The organism is Enterobacter sp. HSTU-ASh6 (assembly GCF_026319105.1).
GTDB classification, from domain to species: Bacteria; Pseudomonadota; Gammaproteobacteria; order Enterobacterales; family Enterobacteriaceae; genus Enterobacter; species Enterobacter sichuanensis.
On sequence record NZ_WSPD01000004.1, the window covers coordinates 50,737 to 66,810 of the forward strand.

General features: G+C 46.7%; 13 protein-coding genes, 1 tRNA gene and 3 pseudogenes. 10 read left to right on the forward strand and 7 right to left on the reverse strand.

What is annotated here, in order from left to right; all coding sequences use genetic code 11:
• Nucleotides 1-68: 68 nt before the first annotated feature.
• Both prfB and lysS read left to right on the forward strand, forming a co-directional pair.
• Nucleotides 69-1,167 (forward strand): peptide chain release factor 2 gene (prfB, locus tag GM298_RS05880; protein ID WP_095908218.1). Its coding sequence is split into 2 segments (ribosomal slippage): nucleotides 69-143 and nucleotides 145-1,167, totalling 1,098 coding nucleotides; the frame shifts between segments, so codons are not numbered across the junction.
• A 9-nt stretch (nucleotides 1,168-1,176) separates the two neighbouring features.
• A complete protein-coding gene (gene lysS / locus GM298_RS05885) occupies nucleotides 1,177-2,694 on the forward strand; it encodes a lysine--tRNA ligase (protein WP_021242046.1) in 1,518 nt (505 codons plus the stop codon).
• Between the two features lie 38 nt (nucleotides 2,695-2,732).
• On the opposite strand, the gene idi is transcribed toward lysS, so the two are convergent.
• Complete coding sequence (idi, locus tag GM298_RS05890; RefSeq protein ID WP_025757767.1) at nucleotides 2,733-3,275, reverse strand: isopentenyl-diphosphate Delta-isomerase; 543 nt, start codon at nucleotides 3,273-3,275, stop codon at nucleotides 2,733-2,735.
• 164 nt (nucleotides 3,276-3,439) lie between these two features.
• On the opposite strand from idi, the gene actS reads away from it, so the two are divergent.
• The 5 genes and pseudogenes from actS to GM298_RS05915 all read left to right on the forward strand — a co-directional run bounded on the left by actS (nucleotide 3,440) and on the right by GM298_RS05915 (nucleotide 7,086).
• Nucleotides 3,440-4,183, forward strand: coding sequence for an amidase activator ActS (gene actS / locus GM298_RS05895; protein WP_416347212.1), 744 nt, complete (start codon nucleotides 3,440-3,442; stop codon nucleotides 4,181-4,183).
• An 80-nt stretch (nucleotides 4,184-4,263) separates the two neighbouring features.
• A tRNA-Gly gene (locus GM298_RS05900) sits at nucleotides 4,264-4,337 on the forward strand.
• Between the two features lie 514 nt (nucleotides 4,338-4,851).
• Nucleotides 4,852-5,471: pseudogene (locus GM298_RS05905) on the forward strand (hypothetical protein).
• On the forward strand, nucleotides 5,471-5,899 hold the full coding sequence (locus tag GM298_RS05910) for a hypothetical protein (RefSeq protein WP_323138418.1): 429 nt from the start codon (nucleotides 5,471-5,473) through the stop codon (nucleotides 5,897-5,899). The pseudogene GM298_RS05905 and the gene GM298_RS05910 overlap by 1 nt, the downstream one beginning before the upstream one ends.
• 626 nt (nucleotides 5,900-6,525) lie before the next feature.
• Nucleotides 6,526-7,086 (forward strand): annotated as a pseudogene (locus tag GM298_RS05915) (recombinase family protein).
• Between the two features lie 88 nt (nucleotides 7,087-7,174).
• On the opposite strand, the gene GM298_RS05920 reads toward GM298_RS05915, so the two are convergent.
• Nucleotides 7,175-8,950 carry an AIPR family protein gene (locus tag GM298_RS05920; protein WP_266153782.1) on the reverse strand — a complete coding sequence of 592 codons (1,776 nt, stop codon included), beginning with the start codon at nucleotides 8,948-8,950 and terminating at the stop codon, nucleotides 7,175-7,177.
• Nucleotides 8,951-9,388: 438 nt separating this feature from the next.
• Nucleotides 9,389-10,141, reverse strand: coding sequence for a hypothetical protein (locus GM298_RS05925; RefSeq protein ID WP_266153783.1), 753 nt, complete (start codon nucleotides 10,139-10,141; stop codon nucleotides 9,389-9,391).
• A 122-nt stretch (nucleotides 10,142-10,263) separates the two neighbouring features.
• Here GM298_RS05925 and GM298_RS05930 point away from each other — a divergent pair, with 122 nt between their 5' ends.
• From GM298_RS05930 to GM298_RS05940, 3 genes are all read left to right on the forward strand, one after another.
• Nucleotides 10,264-10,722 (forward strand): helix-turn-helix domain-containing protein, encoded by a 459-nt coding sequence (locus GM298_RS05930; RefSeq protein WP_266153784.1) that lies wholly within the window; start codon nucleotides 10,264-10,266, stop codon nucleotides 10,720-10,722.
• Between the two features lie 169 nt (nucleotides 10,723-10,891).
• A complete protein-coding gene (locus GM298_RS05935) occupies nucleotides 10,892-11,770 on the forward strand; it encodes a DUF6998 domain-containing protein (protein WP_266153785.1) in 879 nt (292 codons plus the stop codon).
• A 553-nt stretch (nucleotides 11,771-12,323) separates the two neighbouring features.
• Nucleotides 12,324-12,638, forward strand: a complete 315-nt coding sequence (locus tag GM298_RS05940; RefSeq protein ID WP_025757771.1) for a hypothetical protein — start codon at nucleotides 12,324-12,326, stop codon at nucleotides 12,636-12,638.
• On the opposite strand, the pseudogene GM298_RS05945 reads toward GM298_RS05940, so the two are convergent.
• The 4 genes and pseudogenes from GM298_RS05945 to GM298_RS05960 all read right to left on the reverse strand — a co-directional run.
• A pseudogene (locus GM298_RS05945) lies at nucleotides 12,635-12,908 on the reverse strand (DUF4225 domain-containing protein); the annotation flags it as partial. The gene GM298_RS05940 and the pseudogene GM298_RS05945 sit on opposite strands and share 4 nt — an antisense overlap.
• Entirely contained in the window at nucleotides 12,896-13,222 is a 327-nt protein-coding gene (locus GM298_RS05950) for an NIPSNAP family protein (RefSeq protein ID WP_025757772.1), read from the reverse strand. The pseudogene GM298_RS05945 and the gene GM298_RS05950, both read right to left, overlap by 13 nt.
• Before the next feature lie 331 nt (nucleotides 13,223-13,553).
• Nucleotides 13,554-14,693 (reverse strand): MFS transporter, encoded by a 1,140-nt coding sequence (locus GM298_RS05955; protein ID WP_224752926.1) that lies wholly within the window; start codon nucleotides 14,691-14,693, stop codon nucleotides 13,554-13,556.
• Nucleotides 14,694-14,745: 52 nt separating this feature from the next.
• Entirely contained in the window at nucleotides 14,746-15,669 is a 924-nt protein-coding gene (locus GM298_RS05960) for an aKG-HExxH-type peptide beta-hydroxylase (RefSeq protein ID WP_266153786.1), read from the reverse strand.
• Between the last annotated feature and the right edge of the window lie 405 nt (nucleotides 15,670-16,074).

A 16,074-nucleotide genomic window follows, 5' to 3' on the forward strand; every position in this document is an offset into this window, starting at 1 on the left:
GGGCGTGGATTCGGTACAATCCCGCTCTTATCACCGCATTTTGACTAGTCCATAAAAGAAAACAGACCATGTTTGAAATTAATCCGGTAAAAAACCGTATTCAGGACCTCACGGAGCGCTCTGACGTTCTTAGGGGGTATCTTTGACTACGATGCCAAGAAAGAGCGTCTTGAAGAAGTAAACGCCGAGCTGGAACAGCCGGACGTCTGGAACGAACCTGAACGCGCACAGGCGCTGGGTAAAGAGCGTTCCTCTCTCGAAGCTATCGTAGATACGCTGGATCAAATGGCTCAGGGGCTGGAAGATGTTTCCGGTTTGCTGGAGCTGGCTGTAGAAGCCGACGACGAAGAAACCTTTAACGAAGCCGTGGCAGAACTCGACGTGCTGGAAGAGAAGCTGGCGCAGCTTGAATTCCGTCGTATGTTCTCCGGCGAATACGACAGCGCTGACTGCTATCTCGATATTCAGGCAGGTTCTGGCGGTACCGAGGCGCAGGACTGGGCCAGCATGCTGATGCGTATGTATCTGCGCTGGGCTGAAGCGCGCGGTTTCAAAACCGAAATTATCGAAGAGTCTGAAGGTGAAGTGGCTGGTATTAAGTCCGTCACCATCAAGATCATTGGCGACTACGCCTACGGCTGGCTGCGTACCGAAACCGGCGTGCACCGTCTGGTGCGTAAGAGCCCGTTCGACTCCGGTGGCCGTCGTCATACCTCCTTCAGTTCCGCGTTTGTTTACCCGGAAGTGGATGAAGACATCGATATCGAAATCAACCCGGCGGACCTGCGTATCGACGTTTACCGCGCATCCGGCGCGGGCGGACAGCACGTTAACCGTACGGAATCTGCGGTACGTATTACCCACATTCCAACCGGGCTGGTCACGCAATGCCAGAACGACCGTTCCCAGCATAAGAACAAAGACCAGGCCATGAAGCAGATGAAAGCGAAGCTTTATGAGCTGGAGATGCAGAAGAAAAATGCTGAGAAACAGGCGATGGAAGATAACAAGTCTGACATCGGCTGGGGCAGCCAGATCCGTTCTTACGTCCTTGATGACTCCCGCATCAAAGACCTGCGTACCGGGGTTGAAACCCGCAACACGCAGGCGGTGCTGGACGGCAGCCTGGACCAATTTATCGAAGCAAGTTTGAAAGCAGGGTTATGAGGAACCAACATGTCTGAACAACAAGCACAGGGCGCTGACGCGGTAGTCGATCTTAACAACGAACTGAAAACCCGCCGCGAGAAGCTGGCAGCGCTGCGTGAGCAGGGCGTGCCGTTCCCGAACGATTTTCGTCGTGACCATACCTCAGACCAACTGCACGCTGACTTCGACGCGAAAGAGAACGAAGAGCTGGAAGCGCTGAACGTTGAAGTGGCCGTTGCAGGCCGCATGATGACCCGTCGTATCATGGGTAAAGCCTCCTTCGTGACTCTGCAGGACGTTGGCGGCCGCATTCAGCTGTACGTGTCCCGTGACGATCTGCCGGAAGGCATCTACAACGAGCAGTTCAAGAAGTGGGACCTGGGCGATATCCTGGGCGCGAAAGGTAAACTGTTCAAAACCAAGACCGGTGAACTGTCTATCCACTGCACCGAGCTGCGTCTGTTGACCAAAGCCCTGCGCCCGCTGCCGGACAAATTCCACGGCCTGCAGGATCAGGAAGCGCGCTATCGTCAGCGCTACCTGGATCTCATCTCTAACGATGAATCCCGTAAGACCTTCAAAATTCGCTCCCAGATCATGGCCGGTATTCGCCAGTTCATGGTTAACCGCGACTTTATGGAAGTGGAAACCCCGATGATGCAGGTGATCCCAGGCGGCGCGTCTGCGCGTCCGTTCATCACCCATCACAATGCCCTGGACCTGGACATGTACCTGCGTATTGCGCCGGAACTGTATCTGAAGCGTCTGGTGGTGGGTGGTTTCGATCGCGTGTTCGAAATCAACCGTAACTTCCGTAACGAAGGTATCTCCGTTCGTCATAACCCAGAGTTCACTATGATGGAACTCTATATGGCGTATGCGGATTACAAAGACCTGATCGAGCTCACCGAATCCCTGTTCCGTACGCTGGCGCAGGATATTCTGGGCACCACCCAGGTCCCTTACGGTGAAGAAGTCTTCGACTTCGGCAAGCCGTTCGAAAAACTGACCATGCGCGAAGCGATCAAGAAATACCGTCCGGAAACCAACATGGCGGATCTGGATAACTTCGATTCTGCAAAAGCGATCGCCGAAAGCATCGGCATCAAGGTTGAGAAGAGCTGGGGTCTGGGTCGTATCGTGACCGAGATCTTCGAAGAAGTGGCCGAAGCGCACCTGATTCAGCCGACCTTCATCACCGAGTACCCGGCTGAAGTTTCTCCGCTGGCGCGTCGTAATGACCAGAACCCGGAGATCACTGACCGCTTTGAATTCTTCATCGGCGGCCGTGAAATCGGCAACGGCTTTAGCGAGCTGAACGATGCGGAAGATCAGGCTCAGCGCTTCCAGGACCAGGTGGATGCGAAAGCGGCAGGCGACGACGAAGCGATGTTCTTCGACGAAGACTACGTGACCGCGCTGGAGCACGGTCTGCCACCAACGGCGGGTCTGGGGATTGGTATCGACCGCATGGTGATGCTGTTCACCAACAGCCACACCATCCGTGACGTGATCCTGTTCCCGGCGATGCGCCCGGTGAAATAAGTCGAAACGACGTAAAAAAAGCCCCGAAAGGGGCTTTTTTATTGCGCGGCGAACGCTCTAAGGGCGTCTCGTGCGGCCGTCGCTTCCAGCACCATCCACGGGCTAAAGCTCCAGGGCGCGGCATCGAGGGCGTGGAATAACGACTCCAGCGTAACCCATTCGAACGCCATCACTTCATCGTGATTAATCCGCAGCTCGCTGGTGATGCGTGCTGCGAATACCGGGCAAATCTCGTTTTCAACGATCCCGGAAGGATCGGTTTCGCGGTAACGAAACTCGGACGCCACGGGGGTAATATCGGTAATTTCAGCGCCGATCTCATAGCGGCAGCGTCGGATAATGGCCTCTTGCGTCTCTTCACCCGATTGCGGATGCCCGCAGACGGAGTTCGTCCAGACGCCCGGCCAGGCTTTTTTGCTTAACGCGCGCCGGGTTACCAGACATTCACCGTTGTCGTTAAACAACCAGGAGGAGAACGCCAGATGCAGAGGGGTTTGGGTCGTGTGCGCGGCGTACTTTTCCTGAGTGCCAATCACCTTTCCCTGGTCGTTTACCAAAATAACGTGTTCTTGAATACTCATTCCTGCTCCAGTGCCAACGATGCGGATGGTTCTGCACCATCAGCAGAGCAGCATTATACGGCATTCTTATACGAACGGTTTGTCTCCAGGAGCGGAAAAGGGCTGACCCTTCTCTCTTCAGGCTGGTATTATAGAGCGCCATTCACGCTGACCGAGGATCTGTTTTGTTTGCAGGAAGCCTGATGAGAAAACCCATCACCGCCATTTTTTGTCTGACGCTGACGCTATTACTGGCAGGCTGTTCAGGAAGCAAATCATCGGATATGGGCAGCTATACCGGTTCGGTCTATACCGTTAAGCGCGGGGATACGCTGTATCGCATTTCGCGTGCGACCGGGACCAGCGTGAAGGATCTGGCACGGCTCAATAATCTCTCTCCGCCTTACACTATCGAGGTGGGGCAGAAGCTGAAGGTTTCCGGCGGTTCGTCCGCAGGCAAAAAATCCTCCTCGAAGGGCAAAACCGCGAAAGTGACGCCGTCTTACGCGGTGCCGCAGTCTTCCTGGCCGCCGGTCGGTCAACGCTGCTGGATCTGGCCGGCCAGCGGTAAAGTGGTGTTGCCGTACTCCCTTTCTGAAGGTGGCAACAAAGGTATTGATATCGCTGCCGCACGCGGTACGCCGGTTTATGCTTCCGGTGCCGGGAAGGTGGTTTACGTCGGTAACCAGCTGCGCGGCTACGGTAACCTGATCATGATTAAGCATGGCGAAGACTACATAACGGCCTATGCGCACAACGACACGATGCTGGTCAACAACGGACAGAACGTGAAGGCAGGGCAGAAGATCGCCACGATGGGCAGCACAGGCACGGACACGGTGAAGCTGCATTTCCAGATCCGCTATAAGGCGACGGCCATCGATCCGCAGCGTTATCTTCCTGCGCCCGGCGGCAAACCGAAGTGCTAAGTGATTATTTAATCGCCGGTTAGTGGTGAAGAGGCTTGTATGAAGAAGCGTAAGGTCTATAATGCCTTACGCACCTCAAAGCGGGCGTAGTTCAATGGTAGAACGAGAGCTTCCCAAGCTCTATACGAGGGTTCGATTCCCTTCGCCCGCTCCAGCCCTTTAAAAGCCTTGTAACTCATTGAGTTAGCTCTAAGGCGATGTGACCAAAGTACCGCTATTTACCCTGAAAGTTGTCGCGATTTGTTGAACGGTGAACAGGGAGTTTAGTAAAGCGCTGGCGGTCGTTCCACTGGTCATACCGCGATAGCCCAACATGAACTGAAAGCCGCACATCCGGCATGATTCCCTGAAACTTACAGCGAGGCACATTTTGCCCGATGCTCCCTTATGCCACCCGTCGAGATGACGTTGCAGGGAATAAACAGTTTTATGGTGATTTCGTACCTGCGAACGATATGCTGGCTCTGTCTCCGTCTGGCTCACGGTTCCTTAGCGATACACGAGCGCCCTGATAAACCCCTCTGTCTGACATAACCCTGATGATGTCGCTGCGTTCCGCTTGATGTTGTATCACCAATCGGGCATTAAGCTTGCTTTTCCTACCGTCTGGACTGGCTTAAAAATAGGCTATAACATTGGCAACATAGATCTTTCAAGGAGATGGAAGGATGAGCACCAGAGCGGAGATAAAGGATGGGGCGCAGTTTGACGTTTTGCGCAGGAGGATCATTTATACTGAGGTGCTTGGCTGGGTTGACATGGGGCATGCTCGGGGCAGGATATGCACTTTGTGAAATTCAATTCACAATTCGGCGTAGGCAAGTTCTCCCGCTGGGAGATTAAACGTGGCCGGAGTACCGAGGATATTAACAGAATCATGCTGGCGATGATGATGAATACAGCTGCTTGATTTGAAGGCTTGCAAAGCCTGCGAGCTTTCTCTTGGTACACTGATAGTGGCTTTAGTGGTGAAGACTTGGTTTCTGATCTGTTCGGATTCCATCGAGCTATTATGCCGGGACGGTACGGCTACCGCCTTAAACCCGTCAGTTATGATGCCGCTGTTCGTCGCTGGGATCATTACGGTGCTATTGGTTCCCATAAAAATCATGGTTTCCGTCCGATTCTATTCCCTGACCCTGACGATCCGTGTGTGCGTCACCAGCCGTATACGGTGAACCTGCCGCATTTTATGACATGGCTGAGGCCGTGGGACGATTTTACCTCTGGTATTGTCAAAGTTATTACAGACAATGGAATGTCACTTGGTTACACAAAGGTGAAGTGATGATTCGTAAATTATTTAAATGGAGCGTCTTGGTATTAATTACGGTTGTTATCCTTTGCTGGTTATTTGTCTATTTTATTGCATCCGGTATCAATGAAGCGACCACATACACTGAAAATGATTTTTTCAATTATCACTCCCTGACTGATAAAGATATTGAAAAGGCTCCGCGTATATCGAACGATTATTACTTTGAATCGCACCCCGGCGATGGATACTCCCCTTCAAACACGATCATTTTTAGGGGGGTAACTGGTGTTGAGCCGTTGAGGGCTTATTTGACTAAGTTGGGCTATACCAGACAGAGAGGCGGATCGAGGGAGGCGGAGATATGGACGAAGCCTGAACAGATGAATAGTGATCTCTTTTACCTGCGCTATGATGCTGCTACTAGTGAAGCAGAACTAACAAAGGAACTGAATAACTGAATGTCCGCTATTGGTTGAACCGACCCGGCAGGGGGATGGTGACCAGCCGTAAGCTCTGAATCTTTTTATGCTTGTTACATGGCCTGTCTGGCGCTTTCCGAAGCCCCGCCACAAGCTGCTCTCCGGAGGGGCGCATGGAGTAATGCGGTTGTACTGGGTATGTGCGCACACCCCTCTACAAGCCGCATTATACCGTTAGCCTATAGCTGAATCCCCGGCTTGAAAAATTGCACGCTTATGGTTGCGCCTCCCTCAACGATTAAGGCTTCAACTTCCCCCGTGCGCCTCTCCCAGCCGAAGGCTGGGCGGGCTGTATATCGATTTGCCTTCCTCTGTGGCGTTTATGACCCTGTTTCGCGTTCTGACCGTGAGGGTGTGGATTAGGGTTAATCTTCTCTTTAAACGCTAAATCACTCCTGAATCTCCACTGTTAAAGCACTTTGCGTTGATGCCTGGCGCTTCTCTTGGCTGTCGTTATTGTTTTGGCTTTGGTGTCATCAATCGACCATTTTCCGGCATCTTCCTATCCCATACTTTCACACTGATGGAAAATTAGCCTTGGCTTTTCTGGCAGGCCATCCTAAGTTGACATCGTTTTCTGGCAGGGGCCGGATGAGGATATGACTATGGCGATTTTTGGCTACGGGCGTGTTTCGACATCGCAGCAGGATACTGAGAACCAGTGTTTGGAACTTGAAAAAGCAGGATGGACGTTTGACTTTTGGTTTGCTGATATTCTTAGCGGGAAGGTTCCTGCAATGCAACGCAAAGCATTTTCTGAAATGCTCAGCAAAATCCGCGATGGTGAAACATTGATAGTTGCAAAACTAGACCGTCTGGGACGTTATGCGATTGACAGTTCTGCAAACTGTCAAGGCGCTGGCTGAGCGCAATATTAAAGTAATTGTCCACCAACTTGGCACAACTGAGCTCACTTCCGCTGCGGGTAAGCTCCTATTGTCAATGCTGGCAGCGGTAGCAGAAATGGAGCGCGATCTTTTAATTGAACGCACTCAGGCGGGGCTCTCACGAGCAAAAGCCGAAGGCAAGAAGTTAGGTAGGCCGTCGAAAATCGCCCCTGAAGCACATAGGGCTATTATTGAGAAAAAAATAATGGAATCAGTATTAGCGCTTTAGCTCGGGAATATAGCGTATCCAGAGCGACTATAGCCGCATTAGTAGACTGATAGCAATTTAGTTAGTTTTGAAAATTATCAAAGGCAAGAAGATTAATCTTGAAGAGTAAAAGCCCCCGATTGAGGGCTAAATTAAAAACTAATAATGGATGTTCGCGATGAAGTCAGGAAGTAGTTCTTTAAAATCATCTCGATACATATCCATATCACTCTGGAAACGAGAAATTATCTCTGATATTTCTTTGCTTTTGGATAACCTTCCTGCTGTTGCTGGTTCCAGTATCGCAGATCTAGTTAATACTCTTTTGATTACAGGGATCCATTGTGTTCTTGCACTTTCTCTGTTGACACCCTCTTTAAAGGATATTGTGTATTTATTTGGGATGGCAGAACCTAGTATTATTTCCAATATGCTGGCTATAGCATGAATCAACAATAATGATACCCCTGGTTGAGTTAATAACTTATGTTTGATGGTATCTATTTCCGGAAGTTGATTATGTCTGAATTGTTCGTTGAAATCAGACTTTATCTGGCTTATTGCTTCATTTAATGAATAAACAAAGATAATATGGCCTGCTGTAATTGTATCATCAAAAGCTTTTTTATAGAGGTCTTCATCATCCCAAATGTCTTTTTTCCGATGATATGCGCTTGTTGGATGAGCATGAAAAGCTATCAGGATTTGTGCAACTGTGTCTGTTGGTAATAAGATTCTTTTTTGGGCAGGTGTTAATACTTGGCGAAGGCCACCAGTGTATAAAGCTTCTTTATTTTTCTCGAAGTCCTTTCTTAACCTTTTTTGTATGGAATCACTGGAGCGAAAGTCTGATCGCAAGACCTTATTTTGCGAATTGTTTGCAAGCGTTATTTCATTGATTAACTCTGGATTGCTTACTTTTATAAATCTAATCGCAATTCTTAGTGCATCATCTGGTTCTTTCCCTAAATTTGAGATGCTGCCGGTGGTTTGGGCTCCATTAACAATTGAAATACCTGTAACACTTTTAATTTGACCGAGAGTTTTGGATTCATCGATGAAATCCATTTCAAAATCATGGACTAATGCAGTGATGCCGTTGTTAAATACAAAGAAATTCCCTGGGTGTGCTATGGCGGTGTTTTGTATTTCGTTGTTAATTGAAAGGTCTTTTTTATTACTGCCTAAATAAGATCTCACATTGGCGCTGAATAATTTATCTTCACCATAACTATTATATAGCTCTTTAATAAACTTCCCAGGCACTAGTGTAGAAAATGAGGCCCAGTTCTCATTTGAATTTTGATAGAAGCCATGCATTCCGGTTAATGATATTTTATCTGATATCAAAATCGGACTGTGTTGAGAATTATATAATTCGTCAAGCGAATTCAAGCCCATTTGCTTGGAACTTACTCTCATATTATCAATGTGATAAATTGATTTTAATTTATCCATAATCGAGCGGCCAATCGAATGGAGAGGTTTTTCGCACTCTGCTGTCTCAGGGCAGTTATGAACGAACCATACATTTATCTTATCAATTTCATTGTTCCGTAATGCATCCCTTGCATCTTTTACCTGCTCCCTTATCCTAAGAGGTATATTATCTATGTCGGCAGAAAGTAAAGCAGTTTCTGCATAAGCGGTTTCTTGAGCTTTAGATGGCTTCGCTCCTTGAGGTCGGAATAACGTAGATTGATAAGATTGTATTAGATATATTTGTTTGCTTTCCCTATCTGTCATTAATATATCTATGTTTTCATCATCCCCACCTTCAGTTATTATGTCAGGAGCTATTAAATCAATACTGTCAATATTGTCATGTAACTCTATCGCATATAATGCGCAGTTTAGGTTTCCGTATTTTTCAAGATCTTTCCTTTGTTGTAACGCTGACCAGAAAGAACTATCTGCAAGCTGTGTGTATGTCATGATAAAACCCTTTCTATTGATATATATAGTTCATCTCATTAAATCTTAATATCATTATCTTAATGTTTTGTAGGCCATGTAATGTATATAAAACACTTAACAACCTATGATATACCTTAGTTTATTAGAACATAGTCTTCAAATCTTGGTCAACCAAACAGTTGAACATTATTACCTACCATTAAACATAGGAAAGTAACTAAATGAGTAAATTTGCTGATCGAAGTAACATATAAATAATACCTAAGTAAGTGCTACTGCATAGTTTAGGAGGCTAAGCTCTATCCTGAGCCTACTCCTACCGAACATAAATCACGCTGTCATCCCTCGAGTTTAGCTAGAAAAATCCATAAGTCAGACACTTGCTGAGTATTGCATCTAGGTTACTTTGGATGGAATGGAGCGTAGTCATGTCTAAACCTAATACAAAGCCGAGAATCATAAATTATTCATGCAGTTAGTGTAAATGAATGACGATAAATCTTGGGCGTTCTGTTTAGGGTGTTCATATACATAATCAACGAAACTTTTGTAGAGCGTAATCATCTGGGGAGTGACTTCTGACTTGCCATTCATATTATCGAGGCGCTGATAATACTCCCCTTTGGCCATTCCACTATTTCGGCCTTCAGTTACGTTTGCAGTAAATTGAGCCATACCTATGCACATTTGATCTTTATGATTTTTCGTTTTATCCGGATGGAGAGCGCCTTCCAGCACTTTGTCACCGCTAATGGCATGTTCCGCCCACATTGAATTATTGGCTATGAACTTTTTAGATCCGGTGGCAATACCGTATTCAACGCGGATTCCATTGTCGTGATAACTGCCTCCTGCATCTTTTGTCGCTAGCTTTAAAGAGATACGGCAACCGGGGAGCGTTTTGTGTTCTTGCACCGAGATAATAACGGTGTCCGTATCGCAATCAGCAAAGCTGTATTCGGGATTAACGTAGGTGTTCGTTTTAAGTAGTAACCCGGTTAAGCCGTTTTTATAGTCTTTTGCCGGTAGGGTTTTAAAGGCGTTACGGTCGCCATTCTTAATCGCTTCCCGAAAGTGATCCATACCGATGCGCGTCGCCAGTTGATCGATGCTTTCTGCTGCATAAGATGAAGATGACGCAGCGATTAACATAATGGTCAGCACAGACTTGGCTGAAAAACCGGGCTTACTAAGCCGTGTTTTTGACATGTTGTTATCCCTCAGAATCCACCCCAGCGGTGATTTTAACCGCATAATAACGCATTGATTCAAAATGTCATTATTGGTGCGTGGCTCTTTAGTGGACATCTGCGCAAATTCAGGGCATGAACATGACCCTGAGAAAACTGTTTGGACAACGAGTAAAAGAGTTGCGCATTGCCACCGGAATGAGCCAAGAAGCCTTTGCCGATCGGTGTGGGTTTGCTCGTAGCTATATGAGCCGCATTGAACGCGGCGGTTCTAATGCGTCTTTGGATGCGATTGAGGTGCTGGCTAATGCTCTCAGTGTTGAGCCGTGGCAGTTGTTAGCGTCTGACTCATCTGAAGATAACGATCCTGAACTGTTGGTTCCATACGCAGCCGATGGTTCCTGTTTTTACCTCGGTTTGGCAAGCACCCGTGATGGTTCGTTTGGCGTAGGTGATAAAGCGGCTCAGAAGCGTTTTGGCACGTTTTCTGAAGCTCTTGAGTATCTCCGTAGCATGGAGACAGCAAAATGGCGTAGGCCCAATGCCAGTGGCAACTGGAGCATTGTTTCGGCAGTGCGGTGGGGCAAACTGAGAAAGTGAAGTAAGTGTAAGTTTATAAATTCTGGATGCTGTATTAATGAACAGTCTTCTTTGGCAAAAGATGAAACACCTATGAATCAGTCTTACTCTTCTATAAGAGTCGACAAAACATCAAAACCCAGGTGCGTTACGTAGGCGTTACAGTGGCATTTCACTTCGGCAATGGAGAGTGTTTTTGAAAAATAATCATTTAACATCATATGATTGGCTAAATGCGCTGAATAATCTTGAATTGCTGTCACTTCATTCCGAAATTTTAACGCAGTTGCGTTCTAGAGGTGTCATTCGCACCAAGAATAATCCTGTTGGTGACTATGCTGAATGGCTGGTTTCTAATGCACTGGGTATGACTCTTCTCAGTAATTCGTCGGCGGGTGCTGATGCCATTGATCCTGATGGCCTGAAAGTGCAGATCAAAGCTAGGAGAGTTACGCCGGATAATCCTTCCCGGCAGCTTAGTGCCTTGCGTAACTATGAGGCAGCCGATTTTGATTATTTAATCGCGGTTATTTTCGATGAGACTTACAACATTCTTGATGCTTACAAAATCCCACATGAAGTAATACGAGATTATGCACGGCATAGTGACCACGTTAACGCACATATCGTTAACCTCAAGGGCGCGATTCTTACTGATCCTCGAGTTAGTTCCATCAAAGAAAACTTGATTGTCAGGAGTTCGGCTTCAGTCAATGAAGCGGCTATGCAAACCCTTCCACCCGAACCTATGGAAGAGGTTTTGAATCAACCAGAGAAGATAACGAGTAGTGTTACCTTGGTCAGCCTCCTTAAGGCTATCGGGATGGAGTGCTTTGTAAACTACTACCATCATTTTGCCGATTCAAATTTATCAAGCGCTGATATCATTGAGCAAATGCACTCACGTGAGGGTTATACAGAGAAAAGTTGCCGGGGCCGTCTCAGTAAAGCGCGAAAAGTGATCAGGGATGGTTTAAGTATTGAGGCTTTGACGTTGATCGCTGACTCTGGGCGAATACAAGATTCTGTCAGAAGTGACGCGCTAAAACTTATCAGCGTTCTGGAGTGAAGCGGTTTGCAAAACGTTGTAGTTCCTCCTACAAAACCCTCCTACAATGCATCAAGTTTTTGTTAATAAATCCATGGGATTACGAGATCTTTGGAGCGGGGGTGATTTCCCTTCGCCCGCTCCAAGCTCCTGATAAATCAAGATATTGTTATTTATCAGTTTATTACGTTTCCCCTCCTTAATACCAGGCATAACTCCCGAACAGATTGAACACACGCATTTAAGCCCTATGAGCCACGTAAACAGGTGAATAGTTTAATATGCCCCGGTAGCTACAGCTCCGTCTCTGCCAGTGCTACGCTCCGCTTGCTGTGTGTACCACTAATGGGGCTTTACGGCTGCTATTGTCTGGAATCTGATAAATAGCATAAACGTCACATCATGGGTCGTTAACTTTAAATCGACGCAATTCCTTAGCACCATCCAGAAGATAAGAAAGGGGAGATAGAGTCTGCAGAAAAGTTTCGGCTGGAATGCTGTAAGGTTCATCATTATGATTGCTTGCACAATCAACGATTGAGAAAACACTTCTGGGGATAAGGGACAAGACGATATGAAAGTGACTGATGAAGCTTTGTTACGTTCAGGGTTTTCTCCATCGGATTTGCAGAAGATAAAAAACAACGTAGAAAGCTATAGTGGAACGTTGGGGAATGCCATCAGGGACTTGGCCAGGCGTTTTATTCTCGCTGTGTGGGTTGTATCAGGTTGCCTTGCTGTATTCATTTTTCTGTTGATATTCGCATCTGAGCAGAGTGTTTTCTCTGGTGCTATTGGCCTTTCTTGTGGAGCAGCGGTTGCAATTTTTATACAACCGCCTGTGCTTGCTTATAAATCCTGGCGATTCTGCAGGGTGAATAAATCTTAATCAACTGTTATCAGTTGCAGAAACTCAAAAATCACTTTCGCTTTGACACCATATCCAGCGATTTTCATCGTTAGCCTGGGCTTGCTCATTGTGTCAACTTTCCGGTAGTAATTACGCGGCAACCAACGAAATAATTGCCAGGCCCCAGGTTTCCTTGCTAAGCCGAAGATGTTATAGACACTCGCCCCCAGAGTTCACCGCATTATAAAAAGCTAACCCATTTTTTGAGCTAAACCCCAAAAATTGTGCGGCTTCCATTATCCCCTCAGCCCTTCCACGCTTTCTGATGGCAGATTCATCACTGTTTTAATGCTGGTTTCGATGCTACGAATAATGTCTTCACGTGGACCGTTACGCCAGTCAGCACTTGCGTAAAAAGTTTCAAGAACCGTAGCCATGCTTTCAGCACTATCAAAGGCGCGGATAAGGTAGTAGCAATCCGCGTCATGCAGCGAGTTACCAAACGCAACGATATCAATCTTGTGACGTTGGTGAAGGGGTACACTGATTTCCTGCATGATGGCGTGAAAAGCTGCTCCGGTGCCTTTGCGCAGTGTGTATTGCAGTATCTCAACTGTTCTCAAATTATCATCTCCGTTGGTTGCCACCCGGCAGTTCTTTATTAATAGAGATTAAAGTAAACGGAATTGATCCGCGAGACCACAAGTAATCAAAGGGCTTTCCGTAAGCAAAGCAGCAATATGTGACTCAAACACGTAGTAAAGCGCTATGCCGCGTTTTTAGCATGGAGCGGGGAATTCCCTTCTCCGCTCCCGATCTCTCGACTTATGGAGAAGCCTAATAGAGCCCCTCTGTCAGCAACTTAAAAAAGATATCGGCTTTAATCGCCTGAGGCTGCGCTCAGGGCTATTCCACATTTCAGTATCAACGCTTAGAAAGAGAATGCCCGCGTATTCATGGCCTGATCAGGCCAGTTTTCTCGCCTCGAACAAAAAAGAAGCTCAGTACAAACAGTGTCATGACGAATGGGATAAACATAACCGGGTCGCCATAAATTGCTGCAGCCAATGCGGCCCCGGCAGAAAGTGCCACACTTGATACACCATCCAGAAGGGCAATTTTTTTGTCCGAGTCGGCAGATGCAATCACCGTATCGATCCCCGCACCGTAAAACATCTCCAGAAACGTGACGCCCACGACGATAAGCAGCAGCCCGCTCAGTTTAGCCCACTGCAGGAACCACGGGATAAACAGCACAATGCAGAGCGCTGTGGCAATTAACAGCGCATTTACCACGCCAAATTTTTCCGTGAAATATTTATAGACAGGTATTTGACCCAGAATAATCACGCCAGTATTAAACAGCATCACTGGCCCAATCAGGCTTTTCAGATCGCTTTGTACCAACTCCAGGGGAACGATTGTTTCAAATGTGTAATAAAGCATGGCGAAAACAATGCTCAGTGTGGCAACCGTCGCGGTTTCCTTACTGAACAGACCGGTCAATCCTGTTGCGCTTACCTCCGGGGTGGGAACCCGCTGGCACGGTTTGAGGCCAGTGGCGACCAGCACACCCATCGTAAATAAAGCGATTAGAATGAGCAGGGCTGGGCGAAACGGCACGGCGAAAAATACCAATGCGCTGATAACCATTGGAGAGATAGCGGCCCCGGCGTTACTGAGTGTCATCCTCGCAGAGAAGCTTTCGCTGATATTTTTCGATGTTGCGCGGACATATATTTTTGATGCGGTTGAGAAAAAAGATGACGCCAGACCATTTGTCAGCATCACAATCATACAAACCATAAAAGTCTGTCCGGTAAATAACACGGCCAGTGACAGTAACTTAAAGAACAAAGAAAAGACAATCATCTTTTTCACATCAAATCGACTGACCAATGGAATAACTAAAAAATAGGACAGTGAAAAAGACCAGAATTTCATGGTGCCTAAATATAGGATCTCTTTTGCGCTCAGGCTGGTCCCCGCAAGATAAAGCAGCGCGAGGGGCATAAGAAGCGTCGAACCGATGGAGTTAAAAAGAAAACAGAGGTTAATGTGTCGACTTTGACGTTCAAAAAGATGTCCGTACATGCTCATATTTCCTGCTCCATTTTTTGTATGGCACCATAGGGTGCCATATTAATTATTTCAGATCCCAACGTGTGCAGATATCGTTATAAATAGCCTGACCGATTTGCGTGAACTGTCCATGTTCCTTAACAATCTGATGCGTGTCGGTCAGCTTTTTGAAAGCCTGACGGAAACGTTCTTTGCACTCATCAACATACTCGCTCGTGCCCTTCTGAATGATCTTGTCAAAGACATAACAAATTCTGGACAGGACAAACAGGGCGTGAAAGATACCGATCATCGGTCTGTTATCAACACGCAGGGGGGCGACAAATGTGGCGCTTGGATCGTTCAGGACCAGTTCATCGAAAGCGTTGATAATATTCAGTGCGGTATGACCGCATTCGTGAGCAAGGATGTCAACATAATAAGGCACGGTATGCTCTTCATTCGCATACGCAAACATCATTCCCCACATATAAAAATTTGTTCCGGAACGCATAAAGCGTGAGCCGTCATCTGTCTCCTGCGTGAGATGGATCGCATGAATATACGTTTTAATTTCGCTGTAAGCCTCGGGCACATTCTCCCGAATGACATCAAGCGCTTTATAGACTTTCTCAGACTCGGTTTCTGCCAGTACCGGATCATCACAAAAGCCAAACCCCAATTCTTTGTCATCGCGGATAATCTTCAGAATCATCTCTTTATCGAAGGAATTATCTGCTGAACTGAGCGGGGATACCACAATGTCATTTGCTGCAGGAATTGACTCGATATAACGCAGATATTTAACCGCAGCTTCATGCTCCTCGGATTCAGCCGATTTGGCGGCAAGATAATGCGCTGCGCACATTTGCCACGTCAGAGCGGGTGATTTCTTTACATCCCTGAGCTCATAAAAATCGATCAGGTAATCTACCGAGGCGTGAAGGCTGTTTTCAAAAAACAACCGCGCGGCTTGATGATCATAATCAGGCGAAACGATATTAAACATAGCAAGCTCCCAAAAAAAATCACGCCCGAATGAGCGTGATCTATTTCAAATCAACGCCTCAGCTGTTACTTGCTGAAAGACCAGCCAGACAGAGGGGATTTGATTTTCAGCAGTTTTGCAGTATCAACTTTTTTCATTTTTTCATTCCTTAAATATATGATGTTGTATGTTGTGTTTAATTCGTTCCGGAACAAATAAATAATTAACCAAAAGGAAACGTACTCGCAATATGTCTTTAATAAAAAGGATTAAATCCTGAAAGAAATATTTATTAGAGGATTAAATAATATCTTTCATCACTTCAAAGTAATTTCCACTCTTATCATTAGCGTGGTAATTCTGAGCATAAAAAATGCAAGTTCGCTATGATAATTCTACTAAAATTGGTGTATCCATTGCCAGGCG

Bases quoted from the DNA above. Each gene is read 5' to 3' on its own strand.
- lysS (WP_021242046.1), top strand. From the start codon at position 1,177: ATGTCTGAACAACAAGCACAGGGCGCTGACGCGGTAGTCGATCTTAAC.
- idi (WP_025757767.1), bottom strand. From the start codon at position 3,275: ATGAGTATTCAAGAACACGTTATTTTGGTAAACGACCAGGGAAAGGTG.
- GM298_RS05910 (WP_323138418.1), top strand. From the start codon at position 5,471: ATGATTCGTAAATTATTTAAATGGAGCGTCTTGGTATTAATTACGGTT.
- GM298_RS05920 (WP_266153782.1), bottom strand. From the start codon at position 8,950: ATGACATACACACAGCTTGCAGATAGTTCTTTCTGGTCAGCGTTACAA.
- GM298_RS05925 (WP_266153783.1), bottom strand. From the start codon at position 10,141: ATGTCAAAAACACGGCTTAGTAAGCCCGGTTTTTCAGCCAAGTCTGTG.
- GM298_RS05930 (WP_266153784.1), top strand. From the start codon at position 10,264: ATGACCCTGAGAAAACTGTTTGGACAACGAGTAAAAGAGTTGCGCATT.
- GM298_RS05940 (WP_025757771.1), top strand. From the start codon at position 12,324: ATGAAAGTGACTGATGAAGCTTTGTTACGTTCAGGGTTTTCTCCATCG.
- GM298_RS05955 (WP_224752926.1), bottom strand. From the start codon at position 14,693: ATGTACGGACATCTTTTTGAACGTCAAAGTCGACACATTAACCTCTGT.
- GM298_RS05960 (WP_266153786.1), bottom strand. From the start codon at position 15,669: ATGTTTAATATCGTTTCGCCTGATTATGATCATCAAGCCGCGCGGTTG.